The sequence below is a fragment of the Streptacidiphilus jeojiense genome, from assembly GCF_000719095.1.
GTDB lineage: Bacteria > Actinomycetota > Actinomycetes > Streptomycetales > Streptomycetaceae > Streptacidiphilus > Streptacidiphilus jeojiensis.
Genome location: NZ_JOEH01000017.1, coordinates 127963 through 148425, shown reverse-complemented (window position 1 = coordinate 148425; position 20463 = coordinate 127963). Strand labels below are relative to the sequence as shown.

22 protein-coding genes are annotated in these 20463 nt (G+C 71.1%); 6 read left to right on the top strand and 16 right to left on the bottom strand.

Annotated elements, in window-relative coordinates:
• Positions 1-120: 120 nt before the first annotated feature.
• Together IF29_RS0123305 and IF29_RS0123300 are read right to left on the bottom strand one after the other, a co-directional pair.
• Complete coding sequence (locus tag IF29_RS0123305; protein WP_030258241.1) at positions 121-1053, bottom strand: undecaprenyl-diphosphate phosphatase; 933 nt, start codon at positions 1051-1053, stop codon at positions 121-123.
• A gap of 157 nt (positions 1054-1210) precedes the next feature.
• On the bottom strand, positions 1211-2542 hold the full coding sequence (locus IF29_RS0123300; RefSeq protein WP_051725776.1) for an MFS transporter: 1332 nt from the start codon (positions 2540-2542) through the stop codon (positions 1211-1213).
• 130 nt (positions 2543-2672) lie between these two features.
• On the opposite strand from IF29_RS0123300, the gene IF29_RS0123295 reads away from it, so the two are divergent.
• On the top strand, positions 2673-3242 hold the full coding sequence (locus IF29_RS0123295) for a MarR family winged helix-turn-helix transcriptional regulator (RefSeq protein ID WP_051725774.1): 570 nt from the start codon (positions 2673-2675) through the stop codon (positions 3240-3242).
• An 89-nt stretch (positions 3243-3331) separates the two neighbouring features.
• Here IF29_RS0123295 and IF29_RS0123290 read toward each other — a convergent pair whose 3' ends face one another.
• A complete protein-coding gene (locus IF29_RS0123290) occupies positions 3332-4300 on the bottom strand; it encodes an ABC transporter substrate-binding protein (protein ID WP_030258234.1) in 969 nt (322 codons plus the stop codon).
• 385 nt (positions 4301-4685) lie between these two features.
• Here IF29_RS0123290 and IF29_RS47860 point away from each other — a divergent pair, with 385 nt between their 5' ends.
• The 4 genes from IF29_RS47860 to IF29_RS0123270 all read left to right on the top strand — a co-directional run bounded on the left by IF29_RS47860 (position 4686) and on the right by IF29_RS0123270 (position 9034).
• Entirely contained in the window at positions 4686-7361 is a 2676-nt protein-coding gene (locus IF29_RS47860) for a HAMP domain-containing sensor histidine kinase (RefSeq protein WP_063757578.1), read from the top strand.
• On the top strand, positions 7358-7813 hold the full coding sequence (locus IF29_RS0123280; RefSeq protein ID WP_030258230.1) for a roadblock/LC7 domain-containing protein: 456 nt from the start codon (positions 7358-7360) through the stop codon (positions 7811-7813). Before IF29_RS47860 ends, IF29_RS0123280 begins: the two co-directional genes overlap by 4 nt.
• A gap of 170 nt (positions 7814-7983) precedes the next feature.
• Positions 7984-8454, top strand: coding sequence for a DUF742 domain-containing protein (locus IF29_RS0123275; RefSeq protein ID WP_030258227.1), 471 nt, complete (start codon positions 7984-7986; stop codon positions 8452-8454).
• A 52-nt stretch (positions 8455-8506) separates the two neighbouring features.
• Entirely contained in the window at positions 8507-9034 is a 528-nt protein-coding gene (locus IF29_RS0123270) for a GTP-binding protein (RefSeq protein WP_232242408.1), read from the top strand.
• Between the two features lie 138 nt (positions 9035-9172).
• Here the strand turns inward: IF29_RS0123270 and IF29_RS0123265 are convergent, their stop codons facing one another.
• The 3 genes from IF29_RS0123265 to IF29_RS0123255 are packed head-to-tail and all read right to left on the bottom strand — an operon-like array spanning position 9173 to position 11627.
• The gene (locus IF29_RS0123265) at positions 9173-9844 is read right to left on the bottom strand and encodes an ABC transporter permease (RefSeq protein ID WP_030258224.1); all 672 of its coding nucleotides are present in this window, start codon (positions 9842-9844) and stop codon (positions 9173-9175) included.
• Positions 9841-10479 carry an ABC transporter permease gene (locus IF29_RS0123260; protein ID WP_030258222.1) on the bottom strand — a complete coding sequence of 213 codons (639 nt, stop codon included), beginning with the start codon at positions 10477-10479 and terminating at the stop codon, positions 9841-9843. The genes IF29_RS0123265 and IF29_RS0123260 overlap by 4 nt, the downstream gene beginning before the upstream one ends.
• The gene (locus IF29_RS0123255; RefSeq protein WP_030258221.1) at positions 10479-11627 is read right to left on the bottom strand and encodes an ABC transporter ATP-binding protein; all 1149 of its coding nucleotides are present in this window, start codon (positions 11625-11627) and stop codon (positions 10479-10481) included. The genes IF29_RS0123260 and IF29_RS0123255 overlap by 1 nt, the downstream gene beginning before the upstream one ends.
• Before the next feature lie 578 nt (positions 11628-12205).
• Here IF29_RS0123255 and IF29_RS0123250 point away from each other — a divergent pair.
• Positions 12206-13825 carry an LCP family protein gene (locus tag IF29_RS0123250; protein WP_232242392.1) on the top strand — a complete coding sequence of 540 codons (1620 nt, stop codon included), beginning with the start codon at positions 12206-12208 and terminating at the stop codon, positions 13823-13825.
• A 101-nt stretch (positions 13826-13926) separates the two neighbouring features.
• Here IF29_RS0123250 and IF29_RS0123245 read toward each other — a convergent pair whose 3' ends face one another.
• From IF29_RS0123245 to IF29_RS0123200, 10 genes are all read right to left on the bottom strand, one after another.
• Positions 13927-14496, bottom strand: coding sequence for a Clp protease N-terminal domain-containing protein (locus IF29_RS0123245; RefSeq protein WP_030258216.1), 570 nt, complete (start codon positions 14494-14496; stop codon positions 13927-13929).
• 2 nt (positions 14497-14498) lie between these two features.
• Positions 14499-14738, bottom strand: a complete 240-nt coding sequence (locus IF29_RS0123240) for a helix-turn-helix domain-containing protein (protein ID WP_037596263.1) — start codon at positions 14736-14738, stop codon at positions 14499-14501.
• A gap of 76 nt (positions 14739-14814) precedes the next feature.
• A complete protein-coding gene (locus tag IF29_RS0123235) occupies positions 14815-15480 on the bottom strand; it encodes a LysE family translocator (protein WP_030258211.1) in 666 nt (221 codons plus the stop codon).
• Between the two features lie 39 nt (positions 15481-15519).
• Complete coding sequence (locus IF29_RS0123230) at positions 15520-16449, bottom strand: phosphotriesterase family protein (protein ID WP_051725797.1); 930 nt, start codon at positions 16447-16449, stop codon at positions 15520-15522.
• 2 nt (positions 16450-16451) lie between these two features.
• Complete coding sequence (locus IF29_RS0123225; RefSeq protein WP_084714811.1) at positions 16452-16880, bottom strand: carboxymuconolactone decarboxylase family protein; 429 nt, start codon at positions 16878-16880, stop codon at positions 16452-16454.
• Positions 16877-17485: a DUF4865 family protein gene (locus IF29_RS0123220; RefSeq protein WP_030258203.1), complete on the bottom strand. Its 609-nt coding sequence runs from the start codon at positions 17483-17485 to the stop codon at positions 16877-16879. The genes IF29_RS0123225 and IF29_RS0123220 overlap by 4 nt, the downstream gene beginning before the upstream one ends.
• 42 nt (positions 17486-17527) lie before the next feature.
• Complete coding sequence (locus tag IF29_RS0123215; protein WP_030258200.1) at positions 17528-18094, bottom strand: TetR/AcrR family transcriptional regulator; 567 nt, start codon at positions 18092-18094, stop codon at positions 17528-17530.
• Positions 18095-18257: 163 nt separating this feature from the next.
• Positions 18258-19025: an anti-sigma factor gene (locus IF29_RS0123210; protein ID WP_030258197.1), complete on the bottom strand. Its 768-nt coding sequence runs from the start codon at positions 19023-19025 to the stop codon at positions 18258-18260.
• On the bottom strand, positions 19022-19609 hold the full coding sequence (locus IF29_RS0123205) for a sigma-70 family RNA polymerase sigma factor (RefSeq protein ID WP_030258196.1): 588 nt from the start codon (positions 19607-19609) through the stop codon (positions 19022-19024). The genes IF29_RS0123210 and IF29_RS0123205 overlap by 4 nt, the downstream gene beginning before the upstream one ends.
• A 125-nt stretch (positions 19610-19734) precedes the next feature.
• Complete coding sequence (locus IF29_RS0123200; protein WP_232242390.1) at positions 19735-20406, bottom strand: fasciclin domain-containing protein; 672 nt, start codon at positions 20404-20406, stop codon at positions 19735-19737.
• Positions 20407-20463: the final 57 nt, after the last annotated feature.

Here is a 20463-nt window from a genome sequence, read left to right as displayed (position 1 = left end):
CCGGTGGAGGATCTCCACGATCATGGGATCAGAGCAACGGAGCTTCCCGGGTGCAGCAACGCGGAGGGAGTGCCTCGATCACCCGTACGAGGGACTCCCCCGAACGGGCCTGCGCAGGGCTCAGCCGAGGGTGAGGTAGGCGAGGCTGCCGAGTCCGGCGACCGTGCAGTAGATCGCGAACGGCGTCAGCGTCCGGGTCTCGAAGTACTTGGTCAGGAAGCGCACCGCGACGTACCCGGCGACGAACGCCGCCACCGCTCCGGCCAGCACCTGACCGCGGATGCCGTCGCCCTGGTGACCCATCAGTGAGGGAACCTTGAGCAGCGCGGCCGCCCCGATCACCGGGGTCGCCAGCAGGAAGGCGAAGCGGGCCGAGTCCTCGTGCCGCAGGCCCTTGAAGATGCCGGCACTTATGGTCACCCCGGAACGGCTGATGCCCGGCAGCAGCGCCAGGATCTGGGCGCCGCCGACGATCAGCGCCGAGCCCCAGCGCAGCTTGGTGATCCTGCGGTCGGAGAGGACGTCGGGGTCCACCTCCTCGGCGTCCGGGCCCGCCTCGACCGGGGCCGGGTCGCCGGCCCTGCGCCGTCCGGTCCCGCCGCGCTTGAGCCGCTCGGCGATGAACAGCACCAGACCGTTGAGGGTCAGGAAGATCGCCGCCGGGATCGGCTTGCCCAGGTGCTCGCGGAACACCTTGTCGAGCGCGAGTCCGGCGATGCCGACCGGGATGGTCGCCACGATCAGCAGCCAGGCCAGCTTCTGGTCCACGGTCTCGATCCGCCGCTCGCGGATCGAGCTGACGAAGCCGGAGATCACCCGGACCCAGTCCCGCCAGAAGAACACCACCAGCGCCAGCGCGGTGGCCAGGTGCAGACCGATCAGCACGTTGAGGTACGGGGAGTCGGCGGCGGCGACATTGAGGTCGCGCTTCCAGGAGCCGCCGATCAGGGCGGGCACCAGGATGCTGTGGCCGAGACTGGAGACCGGGAAGAGCTCCGTGACGCCCTGGAGCAGGCCGACGCCGATCGCTTCTGGATAGGTGAGGACGGACATCGGCGACCTTCGGCACAGGGGATCGACAGTGGCAGTCAGAAAGTACTACAGCGATGTAGACCCTCCACCACCGCACGCCCCTTGTTCACCGCTCGGCCCCCGAGCGTTCACCCGGGACAGGCCGCCGAAGCCGTCACGCCCCGAAGCCGACTAGCCGTCAGGCCGCCGGGCGCAGCTCGCCCGCCAGCCGCGGCTCGACCGAGGTGGTGACCACCCTGGTCCGCCGCACGGCGTTGTCCTGCGCGGCGGTCAGCTGTGTCCGCAGCCGCAGCGCCAGCGCCACGATCAGCACCGTGGAACCCGCCATCACCGCGATGTACGCGGCCGGCAGACCGGCACCGACCAGCAGCACCCCGGCCGCCGGGCCCATCGCGATGGCCACCTGCTTGACCAGCGCGAACGCCGCGTTGTAGCTGCCCAGCAGATGCGCCGGGGCCAGGTCGGCGATGATCGGCCCGAGGGTGGGCGCGAGCAGCGCCTCGCCGACGCCGAACAGCATGTAGACGGAGAGCATCGCGGCGGTCGCCACCATGCCCCCGGACACCAGCCCGGCCACGGCGGCCGCCGCCCAGGCGCCCAGCCAGACCACACCGGTGGCCGCGATGGCGGTGCTGCGGCGGCGACGCGCGGTGATCCGCACGACGATCATCTGCAGCACCACGATGGCCAGGGTGTTCACACCCAGGGCCAGGCCCAGGACGGACGGCGAGGTGCCGACGACGTCGGTGGCGTACGCGGCCACACCGGACTCAAACTGGCCGTAGCAGGTGAAGAAGATCAGCCCGGCGAGCAGGCAGATCCGCACCATGGCCTTGTCCGCCAGCAGGGTCCGCAGATCCGACTTCGGCTCCGCGACCCGTCCGCCGGCGGTCGGCGCCGCGGCCGGCACGGCGGCGGGCGCCGCAGCCGGCATCCGGATGGTGCCGGTGACCGCGGCGAGCACCAGGAACATGACCGCCTCGACGCTGAACAGCAGGGTCAGGCTGGCCGGCCGGCTGACGTCCACGATCTGGCCGCCGATCAGCGCGCCGATCCCCATCCCCAGGTTGACCAGGGTGAACTGCAGCGCGAAGGCATGCGCCCTGGTCTCCTGGGTGGAGCAGCGGACGATCATCGTCGCCAGCGCCGGCTGCACCGCGGCTACCCCGGCACCGAAGAGGAACGCGGACATCAGGATGTGCCCGCTGCCCGAGGCGTGGCCGAAGGCCAGCGCCCCGGCGGCGGCCGTCACCGCTCCGGCGACCAGCACCGGACGGGCCCCGTAGCGGTCGATGCCGCGCCCGGCGAGGGGCAGCGCGACCAGGGCGGCCAGCGCGAACAGGGTGAACACCAGCCATGCGGTCATCGAGCCGAGCCCGCGGACCGTGCTCACGTAGACGAACATGTAGGGGACGGTGAAACCGCTGCCGAACGCGCTGAGCGCGTTGCCGATCTGCACCCGGCGCAGCGTGCCGCCCGCCGTCCCGTACTGCTGGTTCTTCTGTCGCATTGCGCGCGTCATGCTGCACCACCCTTCACGGTCGTCCCAAGTTTCTCCTCGAAGAGTACACTACTAAAGTCTTCGGTGAGAAATGCTACAGGAGCGAACCCTTTAGCCCCGTTATGAGAGACTGGAAGGCATGACAACCGACGCCCCGGCACCGCAGGACGAGGTGGCCGGCGAGCTGCGGATCGACGAGCAGGTCGCCGCCTACCAGCGCGAGTTCCCGCTGGTCGACCCCCAGGTCGAGACGATCGTCTCGACGCTGAGCCGGCTGGCCCGGCGGATGTCGGTCGCCTACGGGCGGCAGCTCAACGAGCTGGGCATCAGCTCGGCCGACTGGGAGGTGCTGAAGGCACTGATCGTGGCCGGCAGCCCGTACCGGCTGGGGCCCGGCGAGCTGGCCAAACGGCTCGGTCTCACCCCGGCGGCGATGACCCACCGGATCGACCGGATGGCCGCCGCCGAGCTGGTCACCCGCACCCGCGACGAGAGCAACCGGGTCCGGGTGATCATCGAACTGACCCGGACCGGCCGGGAGAAGTGGCTGGAGTCGATGCGGATGGCGGCGGTGTTCGAGGAGGAGCTGCTGCAGGACGCCTCCCCCGAGGAGCGCGCGGTGCTCTCCGGACAGCTGGGCCGGATGCTGCGCCGGGTCGAGGAGCACCAGCCGGACGCGCTGGGCCGCTGCGACGACCTGGACGACTGACGCGCCGAGGGCCGCCCACCGTGATCCACGGTGGACGGCCCTCGGCGCGGAGAGCGCCGGCTCAGCAGTGACAGCTCGGCAGCGGCAGCTCAGGAGCTGAGGCCGACCGACTTCAGCCAGGCGTCGGCCACCGCCAGCGGGTCCGCGCCCTTGGCGCCGACCTTGGAGTCCAGGTCCATCAGCGTCGCCGTGTCCAGCTTCGCCGACACCGCGTTGAGCGCGTCCACCGCGGTCTGCGGCAGGGTCTTCTGAGCCACCGGGATGACGTTCTGGAAGCCGAAGAGGCTCTTGTCGTCCTTGAGGGTGATCCACTTCTCGGTGGCGATGGTGCTGTCGGTGGTGAAGATGTCGCCGACCTGGATGTCGTTCTTCTTCAGCGCCGCCTCGGTGAGCGTGCCGCCGGCGTCCAGCGCCTTGAAGCTCTTGAAGGTGATGCCGTAGACCGACTTCAGACCGACCAGGCCCTGCTGCCGGGTCTGGAACTCAGGGGCGGCACCGGCCACCAGCTGGCCCGCGATGCTCTTCAGGTCCGAGATGGTGGAGGAGGCGGTCAGGTTGTACTTGGCCGCGGTCGCCGCGTTGACCGTGAGCGAGTCCTTGTCCTCGGCCGCGGCCGGGGTGAGGATCTGCAGGTTGGAGGCGATCTTGGCGGTCAGCTGGGTGTCGGTGTCCTCCGCGCTGGTCGGGACCGCCTTCGGGTCCAGGTAGGCCAGCAGCGAGCCGTTGTACTCCGGCATCAGGGTGACCGTGTTGTTCTTCAGCAGGCCGTAACTGACCTCGCGGCTACCGATGTTGGGCTTGTAGGTGACGGTCAGGCCCTTGGCCTTGAGCGCCTCGCCGTAGATGTCGGCCAGGATGGTGCTCTCGGCGAAGTTGTTGGAGCCCACGATGATCGGCCCGCTCGCGGCGCCGGAGCCGGTGGCGGCGGCCTGGGTCGGCGCCAGCGGGTTCGACGAGCCGGAGGAGGACGACCCGCAGGCCGCGAGGGACACAGCGGCAGCAGAGGCGACGAGGACGGCGGCTATACGGGTGCGGCCGCGGGTTGTGGAAGTAGTCACTGGTCCATTCCAATGGTGGGGGAGGCTTGAGGCGCAGGGGACGTGCGGGGCAGAAGGTATAGCTCACGGACGATCAAATCTGCTTGTATGAGCGGTAGTCAACCGAAGTCCGTCCTGCGGTTGGGGCCCCGCTACCCGGTCGCACACAGGTGGTGCAGGTGAGGCAGGTGCGACCGGACGATACTGGAACGCAGAGCTGCAGTTGCGGAAGGTTTTTGATCACTTCGTAGCGCAATGTTCACAACTCCCCTGTCACGGGGATCCCCGCAACCGGTAGTCTCCGCACGGTCACTTATTCGACGAGAGCGTTCCGGTTCCCGCCGACCACCCGTCAGGGCAGGGGCGTGCCAACTGCCAGGCACCGGAGCCGATCGAGGAGATTCGGTTGTCCCTCCAGGACGCGCACCCGGCCCCACCGGCCGCCCCGGACGAACCGCTCGCCCCGGGCGAACCGGTCATACCTGGCACCCCGGAAGACGCAGGCTCCCCGGAGACGCCCGGGGAGACGACCGGCACCCCGGAACCGCTGGAGACCGGCCTGCGCGCCCGACTGGGCCGCCAACTCGACCGGATCCCCTTCCGTCACAAGCTCAACGTGCTGGTCACCGTGCCGGTCGTGGTGATCTCGATCCTGTTCGCCGTGGTCGTGAACAGCGAGATCAGCACCGCCCAGGCCACCGCCAGCCAGGCCGACCTGGTCCGTAACAGCTACCAGGTCGCGCTGCTGGTGGACGACGTGCAGACCGAGCAGCAGCAGGCGCTGCTGCTCTGGGCGCACTACGACCGGCAGGACGCCAAGGACAAGGCGCCCTCCAACGCCGCCTTCCGCGCCGCCCAGGCGGCCACCACCGCCCAGGCCGCGATGGTCCGCCAGGCCTTCGGCTCCTCCATGCCGGCCGCCGAGAGCATCGCGCTGGCGGAGCTCAACGGCCTGCCCCGGGACCAGATCGCGGTCGGCACCCTGGCCGCCCCCAACATCGACCAGGCCTACAGCCCCACCGCCGACGACCTGATCGACGGCCTCGGCCTCACCACCGACCACGGCGGCAACGTCCGGACCACCCAGAGCCTGGACGCGCTGCTGCGGGCCGACACCGCCCACGCCGTCTACGAGACCAGCGTGCTGTCCACCCAGACCGGCGACTCCAACGCCCTGGTCGAGTTCCTCGCCGCGGTCGGCGCCCAGGAGCAGTACACCTACCAGGTCACCCGGTTCGGGCAGTTGGCCACGCCGGCCCAGGTCACCGAACTCGGCGGGATGGACTACAACACCAACCAGGCCTACATCAAGACGCAGCTGTCGCTGCTCGAGGTCTCCCCCGGCGACCTGTCCTCGGTCTCCGACAAGGCGTCGATGCAGGCCGCCGCGGCGCAGGTGGACGAGACCCTGCCGAAGATCGTCGGCGAGTCGCAGATCCGGCTGGCCATCACCCAGAAGCTCACCCAGGAGATCGCGGCCGGCGCCGACAGCGCCTCCAGCTCCGCCTGGCTGAGGGCGATCCTGCTGCTGGCGCTGGCGCTGCTGATCTTCGTCACCTGGCTCACCCTGTCCGTGCTGATCCGGCACTCGGTGGTGCGGCCGGTCCAGCGCCTCACCAACGCCGCCCGCAAGGTCGCCGCGATCTCGGAGAAGGAGCTCGCCCGGGTCGCCGACGACGACGCCGCGGACGAGAGCCCGGCCCGGCTGGAGGCCGTCCCGGTGCTGGCCCAGGACGAACTCGGGGCCCTGGCCGAGGCGTTCAACCAGGTCCAGGTCACCGCCGCCGGACTGCTGGAGCGCCAGGTCACCAGCCGCCGCAACATCGCCGAGATGTTCGGCAACATCGGCCGCCGGGTCAGCAACCTGACCAACCGTCAACTCGCGCTGATCGACGCGGTGGAGCGCGGCGAGACCGACCCGGAGCTGCTGGAGCAGCTGTACCGGATCGACCACATCGCAGTCCGCATGCAGCGCAACGCCGACAGCCTGATGCTGCTGGCCGGCATCCGCGAGTCCGAACTGGACGGCCGGCCGGCACCGGTCAGCCATGTCATCCGCGCCTCGCTGGGCCAGATCGAGGGCTACCAGCGGGTGGTGCTGCGCGCCGAGTCGGACCCGACGGTCGCCCCGGACATCGTCGGCGACCTGGTGCTGATGCTCGCCGAACTGCTGGAGAACGCGGTGTCGTTCTCGCCCGCGCACAGCAGCGTCGAGGTGACCGTGCGGACCCCCGGCGGGCACGCCGCGATCGAGATCGTCGACCACGGTCTGGGCATGGGCTCGGAGCGGCTGGCCGAGGAGAACGCCCGGCTGGTCCGGCGCGAGCGCCTGGACCTGGTGCCGACCCGGGTGCTCGGCCTCTTCGTGGTCGGCAACCTGGCCCGGCGCTGGGGGATCACGGTCACCCTGTCGCGGACCCCCGGCGGCGGTGTCAGCAGCCTGGTCCTGGTGCCGGCCGCGCTGCTCAGGGCGACCCCGGCGGCGCCGGCCGCGCCCGCACCCGCCGTACCGGCCGCGCTGACCGCCCCGGCGGCCCCGGCCCCGGCGCCCGCCGCGCTGCCGCCGGCCCCGCCGGTGGCTCCGGCCGCCCCGGCTCCGGTCCCGGCCGCCCCCTCGGGGTGGCCCGCGGGCGGACCCGCAGCGGTCCCGGCCGCCACGGCCGCACCGGACGGCGGGCTACCCCGCCGGACGCCGCGCCGCGCCCCGGACGAGCCGGTCCACGCGCAGGCCGGCGCCGTCGAGCCGCAGGCAGGCGAGGCGGCCCGGCCCGGGCCCGAGGGCGGCACGCTGCGCCGCCGGGTCCGCGGCGCCACCCTGAACCAGGCCCGACCGGCCCAGCCGCCCGCCGCAGCCGCCTTCGCCCCGCCGCAGCTGGACGCCGAGGCCGTGCGCGACTCGCTGGAGGAGTTCGAGGCAGCGGTCGACCGCGCCGAGCGCGACGCCACGCTGACCGGACTGCGCGTCGGCGACACCCAACAAGGCAGTACCCAACCGGACGCCGCACCAACGGACTTGCTACAACAGAACGCTGCGCCAAACGTCGCCGCACCGCAGGAACTTCCGGAAGGAGTGGGACCGTGACCACGCCCACAGACGACCCCGCCGCCCTGGCTTCCGCCGCCGCCGACTTCACCTGGCTGCTGAACCGTTTCGCCACGGAGACCGCAGGCGTGGTTGACGCCATCGCCGTGTCCTCGGACGGACTGCTGATCGCCGTGTCCAGACTCAGGGACCCGGCCGACTCGGAACGGCTCGCCGCCATCGTGTCGGGCATCACCAGCCTCGCCGCGGGCGCCTCGGGCAACTACGGTCTGGGCGCCCTCAACAAGGTGATCATCGACCTGGAGGGCGGCCACCTGCTGGTCTCCTCCATAGGCAACGGTTCGGTGCTGGGCGTGGTGGCCTCCAAGGAGGCCAAGCTCGGCAACATCGCCTACGAGATGACGCTGTTCGCCAACCGGGCCGGCGCCGCGCTGAGCCCGCAGCTGATCATCGAGCTGAAGAACGGCGTGGGTGCCTCCTCGGCCAGTTGATCGACTTTGACTGTGCTCGAACAACCTAACCAATATACTTACTGCTTACTGTGACTGACGAAGCATCAAGACGCCGGGACGAGCGAGAGAGGACCAGCATGGTGGGCAGCGCGGCAACCACCGAGGGCCCGTACGGCTCCCCGCAGGTACGCCCACTGCGCCCGTACGTGATGGCGGACGACCCGCCTCCCCCGCCCCTGCCCGCCGCTCCGGCTCCCGAGCCGGAGCCGGAGCCCGCTCCGGTCACCGCGCCCGAGAGCACCCGCAGCAGCCTCGCCGTCCGCCCATTCCTGCTCACCACGGGTCGTGTCGCCGGGGCCGCCGAACTGCCCCTGGAGACCCAGGTCGTGGCCACGTCGGACGGGCTGGCCGCGCTTCCGGGCCTCACCTTCGAGCAGCACGCGATCGTCGCGGCCTGCCGGGTCCCGCTGTCCCTCGCCGAGCTCGCCGCCCGGCTACGGCTCCACCTCAACGTCGTCCGGGTGATCGCCGGCGACCTGCGCACCGCCCGGCACCTGGCCGTCTACGTACCCCAGGCCAGCACCGCCCAAGACGTTTCCGTACTGCGAAGGGTTATCGATGGTCTCCGCGCCGTCCCCGACTCCCGAGGACTTCCACGTGACAGCGACCGCCCTGCCTGAGTCAGACCACCTCGGCACCGCCGTCTCCAACCGCCCCCCGCTCCCCGTCAAGATGGTCATCGCGGGTGGGTTCGGCGTGGGCAAGACCACCACCGTCGCCGCGATATCCGAGATCGAGCCGCTGACCACCGAGGCCAGCATCACCGAGGTCGCGGCCGGGGTCGACGACCTGACGCACACCCCGCACAAGACCACGACCACGGTCGCCATGGACTTCGGCTGCATCACCCTGGACCCCACCCTGAAGCTCTACCTCTTCGGCACGCCCGGACAGGACCGCTTCGGCTTCATGTGGGACGACCTGGTGGAGGGCGCGCTGGGCGGTCTGGTGATCGTGGACACCCGGCGGCTGGACGACTGCTTCGCCGCCGTCGACTACTTCGAGAACAAGGGCCTGCCGTTCGCCGTGGGCGTCAACGTCTTCGACGGCAGCCTGGGCCACGACCTGGACGAGGTGCGCTGGGCCCTGGACATCGGCGAGAGCGTCCCGCTGGTCCTCTTCGACGCCCGCGAGCGCGGGTCCGTCCGCGACGCTCTTCTCGTCGTCCTGGAGCTGGCCCTGGCCCGCGCGGAACGCTAACGCTGTGGGGGTGGCTGGTCGCGCAGTTCCCCGCGCCCCTGGATAGTGCAACTGAACCACGGCGGGCATGTTGCAGCCCCCTAGGGGCGCGGGGAACTGCGCGACCAGCCAGCTACGGTCCGCAGTCAGCCGAAAAGCTTACCGCTGCTGCCTGCGCACCCCAGGAGACACGAGCACCCGCCCGGCCACCCAGAACACCCCCAGCGTCACTACCGCCAGCGCAGCGACCAGCACAGCCCCGCCGACCACCTTGTTGTAGTCCACCTGGTAGAGCCCGTCGACGATGTACCGCCCCAGCCCGCCGAAGGACACGTACGCCGCGATCGTCGCCGTCGACACGATCTGCACAGCGGAAGAGCGGATCCCGCTCAGGATCAGCGGCAGCGCCACCGGCAGCTCCACCTGGAACATCACCCGCAGCGGCCCCATCCCCATGCCCCGGGCCGCGTCCACCAGCGAGCGGTCCACCGAGCGGATCGCCTCGTACGTGGTGACCAGCATCGGCGGCACCGCCAGGGCCACCAGCGGGACCATCACCGGGGTCAGGCCCAGCCCCATCAGCACCGTGAGCAGCACCAGCAGACCGAAGCTGGGCAGCGCCCGGGCCGCGGTGGCGACCAGCGCCAGCGCATTGCCGCCGCGCCCGGTGTGACCGGTGACCAGCCCGAGCGGCAGGCCGATCACCCCGGCGATGCCGAGCGCCATCAGCGTGTACTGGACGTGCTCCCACAGCCGGGTCGGTATGCCGTCCGCCCCGCTCCAGTTGGCGTTGTCACTGAAGAAGACATTGGCGTAGTGGAACAGGTTCACCGCACCGCCCAGGGAGTGAGGAGCCGGCGCAGCAGCACCAGCAGGCCGTCGATGAGGATCGCCAGGACGGCGGTGGTGAGCACGGAGTTCCAGGCCAGGATCGGGCGGTGGTAGTGCAGGGCGTCCGACAGCAGGTTGCCCAGGCCGCCCTCGTTGCCGATCAGCGCGCCGACGCTGACCAGGCTGATGCTGGAGACGGTGGCGACCCGCAGCCCGGCGAAGATCGCCGGGACCGCGATCGGCAGCTCCACCTGGATGTAGCGGCGGATCGGTCCGAAGCCCATCGCGGTGGCCGCGGCGTGGGTCTCCTCGGGCACCGAGCGGACCCCGTCCACGATCGCGGGGATCAGCACGACCAGGCTGTAGATGGTCAGCGGGATCTCGACGGTGGTGGTGCTGAGGCCGGTCCAGTTGATCAGCAGCACGATGAAGGCCAGCGACGGCAGCGCGTAGAGCACGGTGGTGATGCCGAGCATGGGCGGGTAGAGCCAGCGGAACCGGGCGCAGAGCTGGGCCAGCGGCAGCGCGATCAGCAGTCCGAACAGGACCGGGACCAGCGCCTCCTCAAGGTGCAGCCCGATCAGGCCCCACCAGCTGGCCTGCAGGTCGCTCGGGATGTCGAAGAAGCCGCCCATCACGCATCCACGGGAGCTGCGTCGGCGACTCCGGAGGCCGACCCGGTGGCCTGCTGCTCCAGGTGCGCGGTCCTGATCGCGGCGGCGATGGTCTCCTGCGCGGCGACACCGACGGCGCGGCCGTTCTCGTCGACCGCGACCGCCCAGCCGGTCGGGGAGAGCACCGCCGAGTCCAGCGCGGCGCGGAGCGAGTCGCGTCCGGCCGTGAAGGAGTGGCCGAAGGGGATCAGCGCCTCGCTGCCGGCGGCCCGCTGCTTGGCGTCGGCCCAACCGAGGGGACGGCCCTCGGTGTCGGTGACAAGAAGGTAAGGAGTCTGTGGGACTGTGCGGGCCGCCAACTGCTCGGCCGTGCTGTCGACCGCGACGATCGGCACGGTGTTCAGTTCGAGTCCCGCGGCGGTGAAGAAGGACAGCCTGCGGATGCCGCGGTCCAGGCCGAGGAAGTCCTCGACGAAGCCGTCGGCCGGCGCCGACAGCAGCTCGGCCGGCGGCGCGTACTGGGCCAGCTTCCCGCCCTCGCGGAGCACCGCGACCATGTCGCCGATCTTGATGGCCTCGTCGATGTCATGCGTGACGAAGACGATGGTCTTGCCCAACTCGCCCTGAATGCGTATCAGTTCGTCCTGCAGACCCTTGCGGACGATGGGGTCGACGGCGGAGAAGGGCTCGTCCATCAGCATCACCGGCGGATCGGCGGCGAGCGCGCGGGCCACGCCGACGCGCTGCTGCTGGCCCCCGGACAGCTGGTAGGGGTAGCGCTTGGCCAGCGAGCGGTCCAGGCCGACCCGCTCCATCAGCTCCAGCGCGCGGGTCCTGGCCTCCCGGCGGTCCCAGCCGAGCAGCCGGGGGACGGTGGCGATGTTCTCCACGATGGTGCGGTGCGGGAACAGCCCGGCGTGCTGGATGACGTAACCCATGGTGCGGCGCAGCGAGTTGACCGGCTGTTCGCGGATGTCGGCGCCGTCGAGGGTGATCCGTCCCTCGGTCGGTTCGATCATGCGGTTGATCATGCGCAGCGTGGTGGTCTTGCCACAGCCGGACGGTCCGACCAGAACGGTGATGGAACCGTCCGGTATCTCCAGGGTGAGTCGGTCCACGGCCGTAGTGCCGTCCGGGTAACGCTTCGTCACAGCGTCGATCAGTATCAAAGCGGTACATAACCCTTCGGGGCACGCAATAAACAGCGGGGTTCCATTTTCCTGGCCCGAACACATGCCCGTCAACGTTCAAAATCAGGGGCCCCGACGGTGCGTGGACGTCTCTTACGCCCCTCCACTCCCAACGGCCGGGTGCGGATGGCAGAGTGGATCCCCACGTGATCCCGCTCACCCCACGGTGCTCCCCCGCGATCGTCCGATCACCGGACGTGACGGCGGCCGTCACTCACAGCCGCTCGTTACCCCGCAGAAACGATTCGCAGGGTTGTCCTTATGTCGTACTCACAAACACTTGCTAAATTGCCCAGCCGTGGAACCGGAACCCAGGAGCGGACAGTCCTACCTCCTGTGCCCCCATGCCCCCGATACAGAGCACGCGCGTTCGACGAGTAGCAAAAGTTTCGACCGGTAGCCTTCGGGCTCACCTGACCAAGGATGTGACCATGAGCGACGCCAGTACCGGTGGCCGGGCCGCTGCCCGCCGTGGTGGCGGAAGTCCATCCCAGGGCAGAGGTGCGGCACCCGGAGGTCCCGGCGCAGCGGGTCCGCCCCCCGGCGGTCGCGCGGCGATGCGCAAGGCAGCGAAGAAGGGCCAGAAGAAGAGTCCGATCAAGATCATAGCCATCAGCACGGCCGGCGTCATGGTCGTCGCGGCGGCGGGCGGCGTCTACGCGTACGAGAAGCTCAACGGCAACATCAAGAGCGACGCGCTCTTCGCCGGAACCTCGGGCAACGCGGGCACCGAGAAGGTCGACGCCTTCGGCCGCAGCCCCATCAACATGCTGGTGATCGGCTCCGACATCCGCGCCAACGCCGCCGACTGCAAGCTCGGCGGCGACTGCGCCGGCGGTAGCAGCGGCGGCGACGGCAACGCCGACGTCGAGATGGTGGTCCACATCTCCGCGGACCGCAGCAACGCGACGGTGATGAGCGTCCCGCGCGACCTGATGACCAACCTGCCCGCCTGCAAGGACGACAAGACCGGCGCCAGCACCAGCGGCGGCTACGGAATGATCAACAGCGCCCTGCAGTACGGGCCCGGCTGCAGCGTCGCCGCCATCCACCAGCTGACCGGCATCCCCATAGACCACTTCGCCATGGTCGACTTCAGCGGCGTGGTCGCCATGTCGGACGCGGTGGGCGGTGTGAAGGTCTGCGTCAGCAACAACGTCTACGACCCGCAGTCGCACCTCAAGCTGGCGAAGGGCACCCACACCCTCAAGGGCGTGGCCGCGCTGGAGTTCGTCCGCACCCGGCACGGCTTCGGGAACGGCGGCGACATCGGCCGGACCGCGGCGCAGCACATCTTCCTGACCGCGATGATCAACCAGATGAAGAGCGCCGGCACCCTCACCAGCCCGACCAAGCTGTGGAACCTGGCCAACGCCGCCACCAAGGCGCTCACCGTGGACACCTCGCTGGACAGCATCCCCAAGCTGACCGGCCTGGCCGAGGACCTCAACAAGGTCCCCACCGACCGCATCACCTTCACCACCATGCAGACCGGGGCCGACCCGACCAACATCAACCGCCTGGTGATCGCCCCCGGCGCACAGACCCTGTTCTCCACCATCGCCAACGACCAGTCGCTGACCACCGCCAGCGGCGCCAAGTCCAGCGCCGCCGCAGCCACCGCCAAGGCCGCGCCCTCGACGGCCGCCGCGAGCGCCTCCAAGGCGCCCGCCGCCACCAAGTCGGCGCTGGCTCCCTCGGAGATCGCCGTCCATGTGGCGAACGGCACCACCACCCTCACCGGTCGCGCCTCCGAACTGCAGAAGGTGCTGATCGCGGACGGCTACGCGTCCAACACCGACATCGAGTCGCCGCCGTCCACCAACATCAAGACCACCACGCTCACCTACGGCCCCGGCCGCGCGGCCGACGCCCAGGAGGTCGCCAGCAGCCTCGGCCTGCCGAGCAGCGCGCTCAAGCAGGGCACCGCCAGCGGCATACACCTGCTCATCGGCACCGACTGGCCGACCGGCAACACCTACCCCGGCGGCAAGGCCTCCGCCCCGCCGGCCAACACCAAGGTCGCGCTGAGCAACGCCAACGTGCAGACCGGCAACCAGACCGGCTCCTGCGCCCAGGTGGGCACCCAGGACACGGTCAGCCTCCCCGGCTACGGCGGGATGACCCCGATACGGGCCTACGCCCTCAGCCCCAACGTCAAGGACTCCGCGCCGTGACCTGAGCGCCGTGACGCGAGCGCCGCGACCTGACCTGACCGTGCGACGAGGGAGGGCCGACCCGTTTCGGGTCGGCCCTCCTTGCTGCGCTGCGCGGCCGGTCAGGCCGCGTCCGCGCCGAGGCTCCGCTCGGTCTCACGCTCGACCTCGGCCAGGTCCAGGCCGTGGTCCCTGAGCACGCCCACTGCCAACCCGCCGCCCTCGCGCACCATTCCGAGCAGCAGATGGCCGGTGCCGATGCTGCTGTCCCCCCGGCCCTGCGCGGCCCGCACCGCCAGCTCCAGGACCTTCCTGGCCCGGGTGGTGAAGGTGCCCCGGCCCTGGGTCCTGGTCCGCCCCCGGCCCGCGGCCCCGCCCGGGTTGGCGAGGGCACCGACCCCGAAGGCGGCCTCGACCCGGGCGGTGACCATGTCCAGGTCGATCCCGATCGTCTCCAGTGCCGCACCGTCGATCGTCGCGCCGGACTCCCCCAGCAGCCGCTGCACCGCCGCCCTGGCCGTCTCCAGGTCGAGGCCGTGCCGCACCAGCAGGGCGGCCGCCGGTTCCGCCGGCTGCCGGAGCAGGGCGAGCAGCAGGTGCTCGGTGCCCACGTGGCCGTGGTGCAGCGCGCGCATCTCCAACTGCGTCTCGGTGACCACCCGGCGCGCGGGCGCGGTGAATCGTTCGAGCATGGCTACTCGTCACCTCTTCCAAAGAATCCCGGCCCGCGCCGGGCGTGCTTCTTGTGCACGGCCTGCCTGCTGACGCCGAGACAGGAGGCGATGTCCTGCCACGACCAACCCTGCGCCCGGGCATTGCCGACCTGCAGGTCCTCGAGCCGCTCGGCGAGGTCGCGCAGAGCGCGGACCGCTCTGAGCCCCACCGCGGGGTCGCGGCTGCCCGCGTCGTCCGCGAGCTGTCTGGTCTCACTCATGCTGTCAATGTACGTTGACACTCGCCGGGCGTCAACCATCATTGACACGCCCGGCTGCCCGGCTGCTCCAGCCGTCTCAGTCGCCCAGCGCCAGCCGCAGCCCGAACCCGACCACGACGACCCCGGTGACCCGGTCCAGCACCCGCCGCGCGACCGGCCGCCGCAGCCAGTTCCGCAGCACCCCGGCGAAGGCCACCAGCACCACCGACCAGGTCAGCCCCTCCGCCACGTGCACGCAGGTCAGCAGCGCGCCCATGGCCAGATGCGGCGCCCCGGCCGGGATGAACTGCGGAAGCACCGCCACGTAGAACACGCCCACCTTGGGGTTGAGCAGATTCGTCAGCGCCCCGCGCCGCAGCCCCACCAGCACCCGGCCCCCGGCACCCGCCGCGTCGCCCGCTGCCGCCGCCACATCCGCGTCCGTGTCCGCCGCCGCCTCGCCGCTCCGTCGCCGCAGCGTCCCCCACAGCATCCGGCCGCCCATCCACAGCAGGTAGCCGGCGCCCGCCACCCGCAGTGCCTCGTACGCCGTGTGCGACGCCGTCAGCAGCGCGCTCACCCCGAGCGAACTCAACATCCCCCAGGCCAGCGTCCCGGCCTGGATCCCCAGCACAACCCCCCACGCCTCAGGCCGGCTCCGCAGCGCGGCGGTTCGCAGTATCAGTGCCGTATCGAGCCCGGGCGTCAGCGTCAGCAAGCCGACGACCAGGGCGAACGACCAGATTGCCGTCATGGTGTCCATGCCCGCTCACCCTACGTGCCGACATCGGTGCCCTGTCCCTCAGGCCCAGGCGAACGCCCGCGCCGGGTTCACGGTGTACAGCCGGTCCGCGTTCTCCTCCCCCAGCTCGCGACGCAGCCGGGGACGGAGGGTGTGCAGCAGGTAGGGGATACCGGGGCCCCCGCCGGTGGCGGCGCGGGCGCCGGCGGTGGTGGTGTCGCCGCCGATCAGGAGCTGATCCGCGTGGCCCGCGTCGACCAGCGCGGCCAGAGCGTCCAGCAGCCTCCAGTCCGTGGCGTGGTTGGCCTCTGACGGACCGTCGAAGCAGAGGTAGGCTCCGCGCTCCGCCGCCTCCCGGTGCAGGCGCAGGTCGGGGAGGCGGTTGAGGTGGCCGAGGACGACCCGTTCCGCCGGTACCGCCAGGTCGTCGTAGAGCAGGGCGAGGACCTCGGCGGCGGCCGAGCCGTGCTCCAGGTGCACCCCGATCGGCGCGCCCGTGGCGTGGTGCGCCTCCGCCGCAGCGGCCATGACCGTACGGGCATGCGGGTCCAGCCGGTGGAAGCCGCCGGCCACCTTGATCAGGCCGGCCCGGGCCGGCAGCACCTCGTTGCCGGCCGACGCCCGGAGCCCCTCGGTCAGTTCGGCGGTGAACAGCGCGGCCGGGGCGAGCCCGGTGGAACCCGGATCCGCGAGGTCGAACCCCGGGCCGTAGTGCCGGGCCTGGTGCAGCCCGGTTGCCGCGACGATGTTCACCCCGGTCACCCGGGAGACCTCCGCCAGCAGCTCCGCCCTGCGGCCCAGGCCGTAGGGCGTCCACTGGACGAGGGTGCCTCCGCCCTGCGCGTGGAACGCCAGGGCCTCGGCCTGTGCCGCCTCCATGTCGTCCAGTTCCTGACCGGGCAGCAGGGCGCTGGCCAGGAAGAGGTGGTCGTGGGCGTCGACGATGCCCAACTCCGCCGGCGGGACGTCCCCGAGGACCGTGCGGACCATGGTCACGGCGTCGTCCGGGGCTCGTCCAGCACCGCTGTGGCCACCCGGAGACCGGCCAGCGCCTTCGGCACACCCACATAGGGGGCCAGGTGCACCAGCACTTCGACGACCTCCTCCGGGCTCATCCCGACCCGCAGGCTCGCCCTTACGTGCTGGGCGAGTTGGGGCTCGACACCACCCATCGCGGTGAGTGCGGCGAGGTTGGCGATCTGCCGGTCGCGCAGCGCCAGCCCCTCGCGCTGGTAGGTGCCGCCGAAGAGCGCGGTGACGATCCAGTCGGGGAAGCCCGGGGCGTGGACGTCCAGGGCGGCGAGGGTGCCGAGTTGGGCCTCGGCGTCCTGGAGCTCCCCGAGCAGCCGGTAGCCGGCCTCGCGGTCCAGGGGTGCCTCGGTGAGCGGGTTCATCGGGCTCAGGGGGTTCGGCGGGTTCATCGGGTCGCTCCTGCTGTCCGATCGGCGAGGGTCAGCTCCGCCAGCCCCGGAGCCGAGAGGTGCAGTACCTGGTAGCGGTCGCCCGGCAGGTCGGCGGGCGCGGTGTCCGCCCACAGGCTGAAGTGGACCAGCTCCCAGTGGTGCGGGTCGAGCGCGACGGCGGCGCTGTGCAGGCCGGGGGTGCCCGCGAGCGCGGACAGTTCGGCCGCCGCCCGCGCCATCGACCCGGCCGGGTCGGCGCCGTCCGGCACCGTGCCGGTGCGGCGGACCGCCGTGCGCGGCGGACCTCCGGCCGGCTCCGGTCCGGCCGTGGCCGCGGCCCCGATCCAGTGGCGGACGGTCGGGCGGCCGAAATCCGCGACGATCCCGCCGAAGCCGGAGCCGCCCCAGAGGAAGCGGCCGAGGCCGGCCGTGCCGTTCCAGAGGTAGAACGGGGCGTACTCGTTGACGGGGGAACCCTCGCGGCCGCGCTCGCGGATCAGGTAGGCCTTGAGGCCGAGGTCGGGGAAGTCGTCCAGCAGCGAGCCCTTGGCCGCGACCCTGCGGCGGATGACGTCCATGTCGTAGTCGGCGGGGAGGGTGATCGTGTACTGCATGGCGTGCACGGTTTGGGCCCTTCCAGGCGGGTGCTCGGTCGGCCGGTGGCGTCAGCGCAGTTCGCGGGCGGCGAGCAGGGCGATCGCACCCTCGGTCGCCCGCCGGAACGGCTCGACCGAGTCCGCCGCCCGGGCCAGCACATAGCCGCCCTGGAGTACCGCGACGACGGTGGCGGCGGTGTCGGCGGGATCGAGTTCGGGGTCCAGTTGCCCCAGCGCCTGGCCCTCGGTGAGGACGGCGGTGAGCCGCCGCATCAGGTGCTCGAAGGTGTCGGCGACGGGCTGACGCAGCGTCGGATCGGCGACCACCTCGGGGTCCTGGGTGAGCCGGCCGATCGGGCAGCCGCGCAGCACGTCCCGTTCGCGGCGCAGGTAGGCGGCGACCCGCTCAACCGCCGTGCCGGGGCCGGAGAACTGCTCCTCGGCCAGCGCCTGCCGCTCGTCGGCGCTGCGGCGGATCGCGGCCAGCGCGAGGTCGGGCTTGCCCTTGAAGTGGTGGTACATGCTGCCCTGGCCGGCCGCGGCGCGCTGCTGGATCGCCTTGGGGCTGGTCCCGACGTAGCCGCGCTCCCAGAGGAGCTCCTGGGTGCTCTCGATCAGACGTTCAGGGGTGCTCATGAGACCTACCGTACATACTAGTAGGTACAGTCCGCAAGACCGCTCCCACCTGCATGGACATGCGTGTGGGCGGTCAGGTCCGAGGACCCGACCGCCCACACTCCCCCCAGCCGACGTCGGACAGGCACCGTCGCGGCGATCCCAGCGCCGCGACGGCGCACCGTCACGTCGTCGGCAGTCCCACCAGCACCACCGGCGTGGTCGTGGGCTGCGGCGACCCGCCCGCGGGCTCCACAGTCACCCCGACCCCGGCGGCACCGCTCGGAGTTCCGGTCAGCATCGTTGCGCCGTCCACGGCCCGCTCGGGCAGCAGCCCGGCCGGGACCATGTGGCCGCCCTTGCTGTACCAGAGCTCATAGACCTTGCCGGACGGCAGTTCGGCCAGCCCCTGGAAGACGAAGGCGGTCTGCTGCAACAGCTGCGAGCTGACGACCGTACTGCTGCCGCCGCCCTTCACCGCTGCGCCGTGGAAGCTGGCGTCCGGCGCCGAGAACAGCGCGCTCAGCGCGGCCGCCTGCGACTGGGCCTGCGCGGTGGCCTGCCGCTGCCGCTGCTCCTGCTGATGCGCGTCGATCGCGAACCCGCCCGCGACCAGCGCCAGCACCAGGCAGGCGGCCAGGGCGAGTTGCGGCAGCCGACGCTGGATCAACCGCCGGCGCAGCGGCCAGAAGGACCGCCCACCCGCGTTCTCGACCAGCGGCGGCAGCTGCCTCACCTCGGGCAGCGCCGCCATGACCCGGGCCCGGAACTCGGCCGAGGGCGTCACAGCCGCGGCGAGCGCCAACCGCGCCGCCGTCTCCTGGAGCTCCCGCACCTCCTGGTCACAGGCCTCGCAGGCGGACAGGTGGCGGGCGAACTCCTCGGACTCCCGGTCGGAGAGCGCATGGAGAGCGAAGGCGCCGGTGAGCGTGTGCAGATCGGCACTGGTCACGAGGTCACCCCCAGGCAGTCGCGGAGCCGGATGAGTCCGTCCCGGAGTCGGGTCTTGATGGTCCCCAGTGCGATACCGAGCAGGTCGGCGGTCTCCTGGTAGGTACAGCCACGGTAGTAGGCGAGCATCACGGACTCCCGTTGCAACTCCGTGAGCGACCCGAGGCAGCGCCGTACCTGCTCACGTTCCAGCCGGCGTTCGACCTGCTCGCTGACCTCGTCGAAGGCCGGCGAGTGGTCCCGGGCGGCCGCGCGCTGCTCCCGGTCGCTCGACGCCTGGGCCGAGCGCACCCGGTCCACCGCGCGGCGGTGCGCCATGGTCATGATCCAGGCCATCGCGCTGCCCCGGTCGGGATCGAAGCGGGCGGCGCACCGCCACACCTCGATCAACACCTCCTGCGCCACCTCCTCGGACTGCGCAGGATCCCGGAGCAGTCGGCGCACCAGGCCGAGCACGGGCCCGGCGACAGCCGAGTAGACGGTCTCGAAGGCCTGTTGGTCGCCCCTGGAGACACGGTCGAGCAGCGTCTCCAGGGAACCTGGGCCGGGAGCCGCGGGCTCGTCGCCGCGGGCTGCCACGTGCATCGGTACCTCCGGTGGGATCAGCGGTCGCCCTTGGTTCGTCGCCACCGCAGGGACGGATTGGTCCGTTCATGCGGAAGTTCGGATGATCATTCGAATGCTCCCGCCGACCGCCCCAACACCGGGCATCAGGACGGCGGCATCAGCACCGTGTCGATGATCTCGACATTCGCGTTCGCCGTCCTGACATTGCCGCATACGACCTTCGCCGTGCCGTTCACCGTGTAGGACGTGCCGCTGCCCGCGGTGGTCAGCGACTGCTTCTCCAGCGTGGGGTAGCTGCCGCTGCCGAGCTGGGCCGGAGTGAGCTTCTGACCCACCACGTGGTACGTCAGGATCTTGGTGAGCATCGCCTTGTCCGCGAGCACCTTGTCCAGGGTGGCCTTGGGCAGTTTCGCGAAGGCGGCGTTGTCGGGCGCGAAGACGGTGATGTTCTGCGCGCTGTTCAGGGTGTCCACCAGACCCGCCGCCTTGACGGCCGTCACCAGCGTGGACAGCGCCGGGTTGTTGGACGCGGCCGTCGCCACCGGGGCCTGGGCCATGCCGTCGAAGCTGCCGGCGCCGGTCGCCGGGACCGTGGCGCAGGCCGAACCGAACGGCGCGTCGGCCATCGCCGTCCCGGAGGCACCGCCGGACGCCGCCGCGGAGGACGTCGAGGACGTGGCCCCGCCGTTGGCCGAGCCGGTGCCGCTGGAGCCACTGGAACAGGCGGCGGCGCCGAGGGCGAGAGCACCTGCAGCAACGGAAGCGGCGGCGATACGGGTGGTGCGGGTGGCACGGAAGGTGCGCATGGTGGTCATGGAAGGCTCCTTTGTCTCATCTGTTATTCGAAGCAGCATTTGTCATGGATTGCCTTG

Bases quoted from the DNA above. Each gene is read 5' to 3' on its own strand.
- IF29_RS0123305 (WP_030258241.1), bottom strand. From the start codon at position 1,053: ATGTCCGTCCTCACCTATCCAGAAGCGATCGGCGTCGGCCTGCTCCAG.
- IF29_RS0123225 (WP_084714811.1), bottom strand. From the start codon at position 16,880: ATGAACCCGCCGAACCCCCTGAGCCCGATGAACCCGCTCACCGAGGCA.
- IF29_RS0123205 (WP_030258196.1), bottom strand. From the start codon at position 19,609: ATGCACGTGGCAGCCCGCGGCGACGAGCCCGCGGCTCCCGGCCCAGGT.
- IF29_RS0123200 (WP_232242390.1), bottom strand. From the start codon at position 20,406: ATGACCACCATGCGCACCTTCCGTGCCACCCGCACCACCCGTATCGCC.
- IF29_RS0123245 (WP_030258216.1), bottom strand. From the start codon at position 14,496: ATGCTCGAACGATTCACCGCGCCCGCGCGCCGGGTGGTCACCGAGACG.
- IF29_RS0123240 (WP_037596263.1), bottom strand. From the start codon at position 14,738: ATGAGTGAGACCAGACAGCTCGCGGACGACGCGGGCAGCCGCGACCCC.
- IF29_RS0123295 (WP_051725774.1), top strand. From the start codon at position 2,673: ATGACAACCGACGCCCCGGCACCGCAGGACGAGGTGGCCGGCGAGCTG.
- IF29_RS0123215 (WP_030258200.1), bottom strand. From the start codon at position 18,094: ATGAGCACCCCTGAACGTCTGATCGAGAGCACCCAGGAGCTCCTCTGG.
- IF29_RS0123270 (WP_232242408.1), top strand. From the start codon at position 8,507: ATGGTCATCGCGGGTGGGTTCGGCGTGGGCAAGACCACCACCGTCGCC.
- IF29_RS0123235 (WP_030258211.1), bottom strand. From the start codon at position 15,480: ATGGACACCATGACGGCAATCTGGTCGTTCGCCCTGGTCGTCGGCTTG.
- IF29_RS0123275 (WP_030258227.1), top strand. From the start codon at position 7,984: ATGGCGGACGACCCGCCTCCCCCGCCCCTGCCCGCCGCTCCGGCTCCC.
- IF29_RS0123250 (WP_232242392.1), top strand. From the start codon at position 12,206: ATGCGCAAGGCAGCGAAGAAGGGCCAGAAGAAGAGTCCGATCAAGATC.
- IF29_RS0123230 (WP_051725797.1), bottom strand. From the start codon at position 16,449: ATGGTCCGCACGGTCCTCGGGGACGTCCCGCCGGCGGAGTTGGGCATC.
- IF29_RS0123260 (WP_030258222.1), bottom strand. From the start codon at position 10,479: ATGGGCGGCTTCTTCGACATCCCGAGCGACCTGCAGGCCAGCTGGTGG.
- IF29_RS0123300 (WP_051725776.1), bottom strand. From the start codon at position 2,542: ATGCGACAGAAGAACCAGCAGTACGGGACGGCGGGCGGCACGCTGCGC.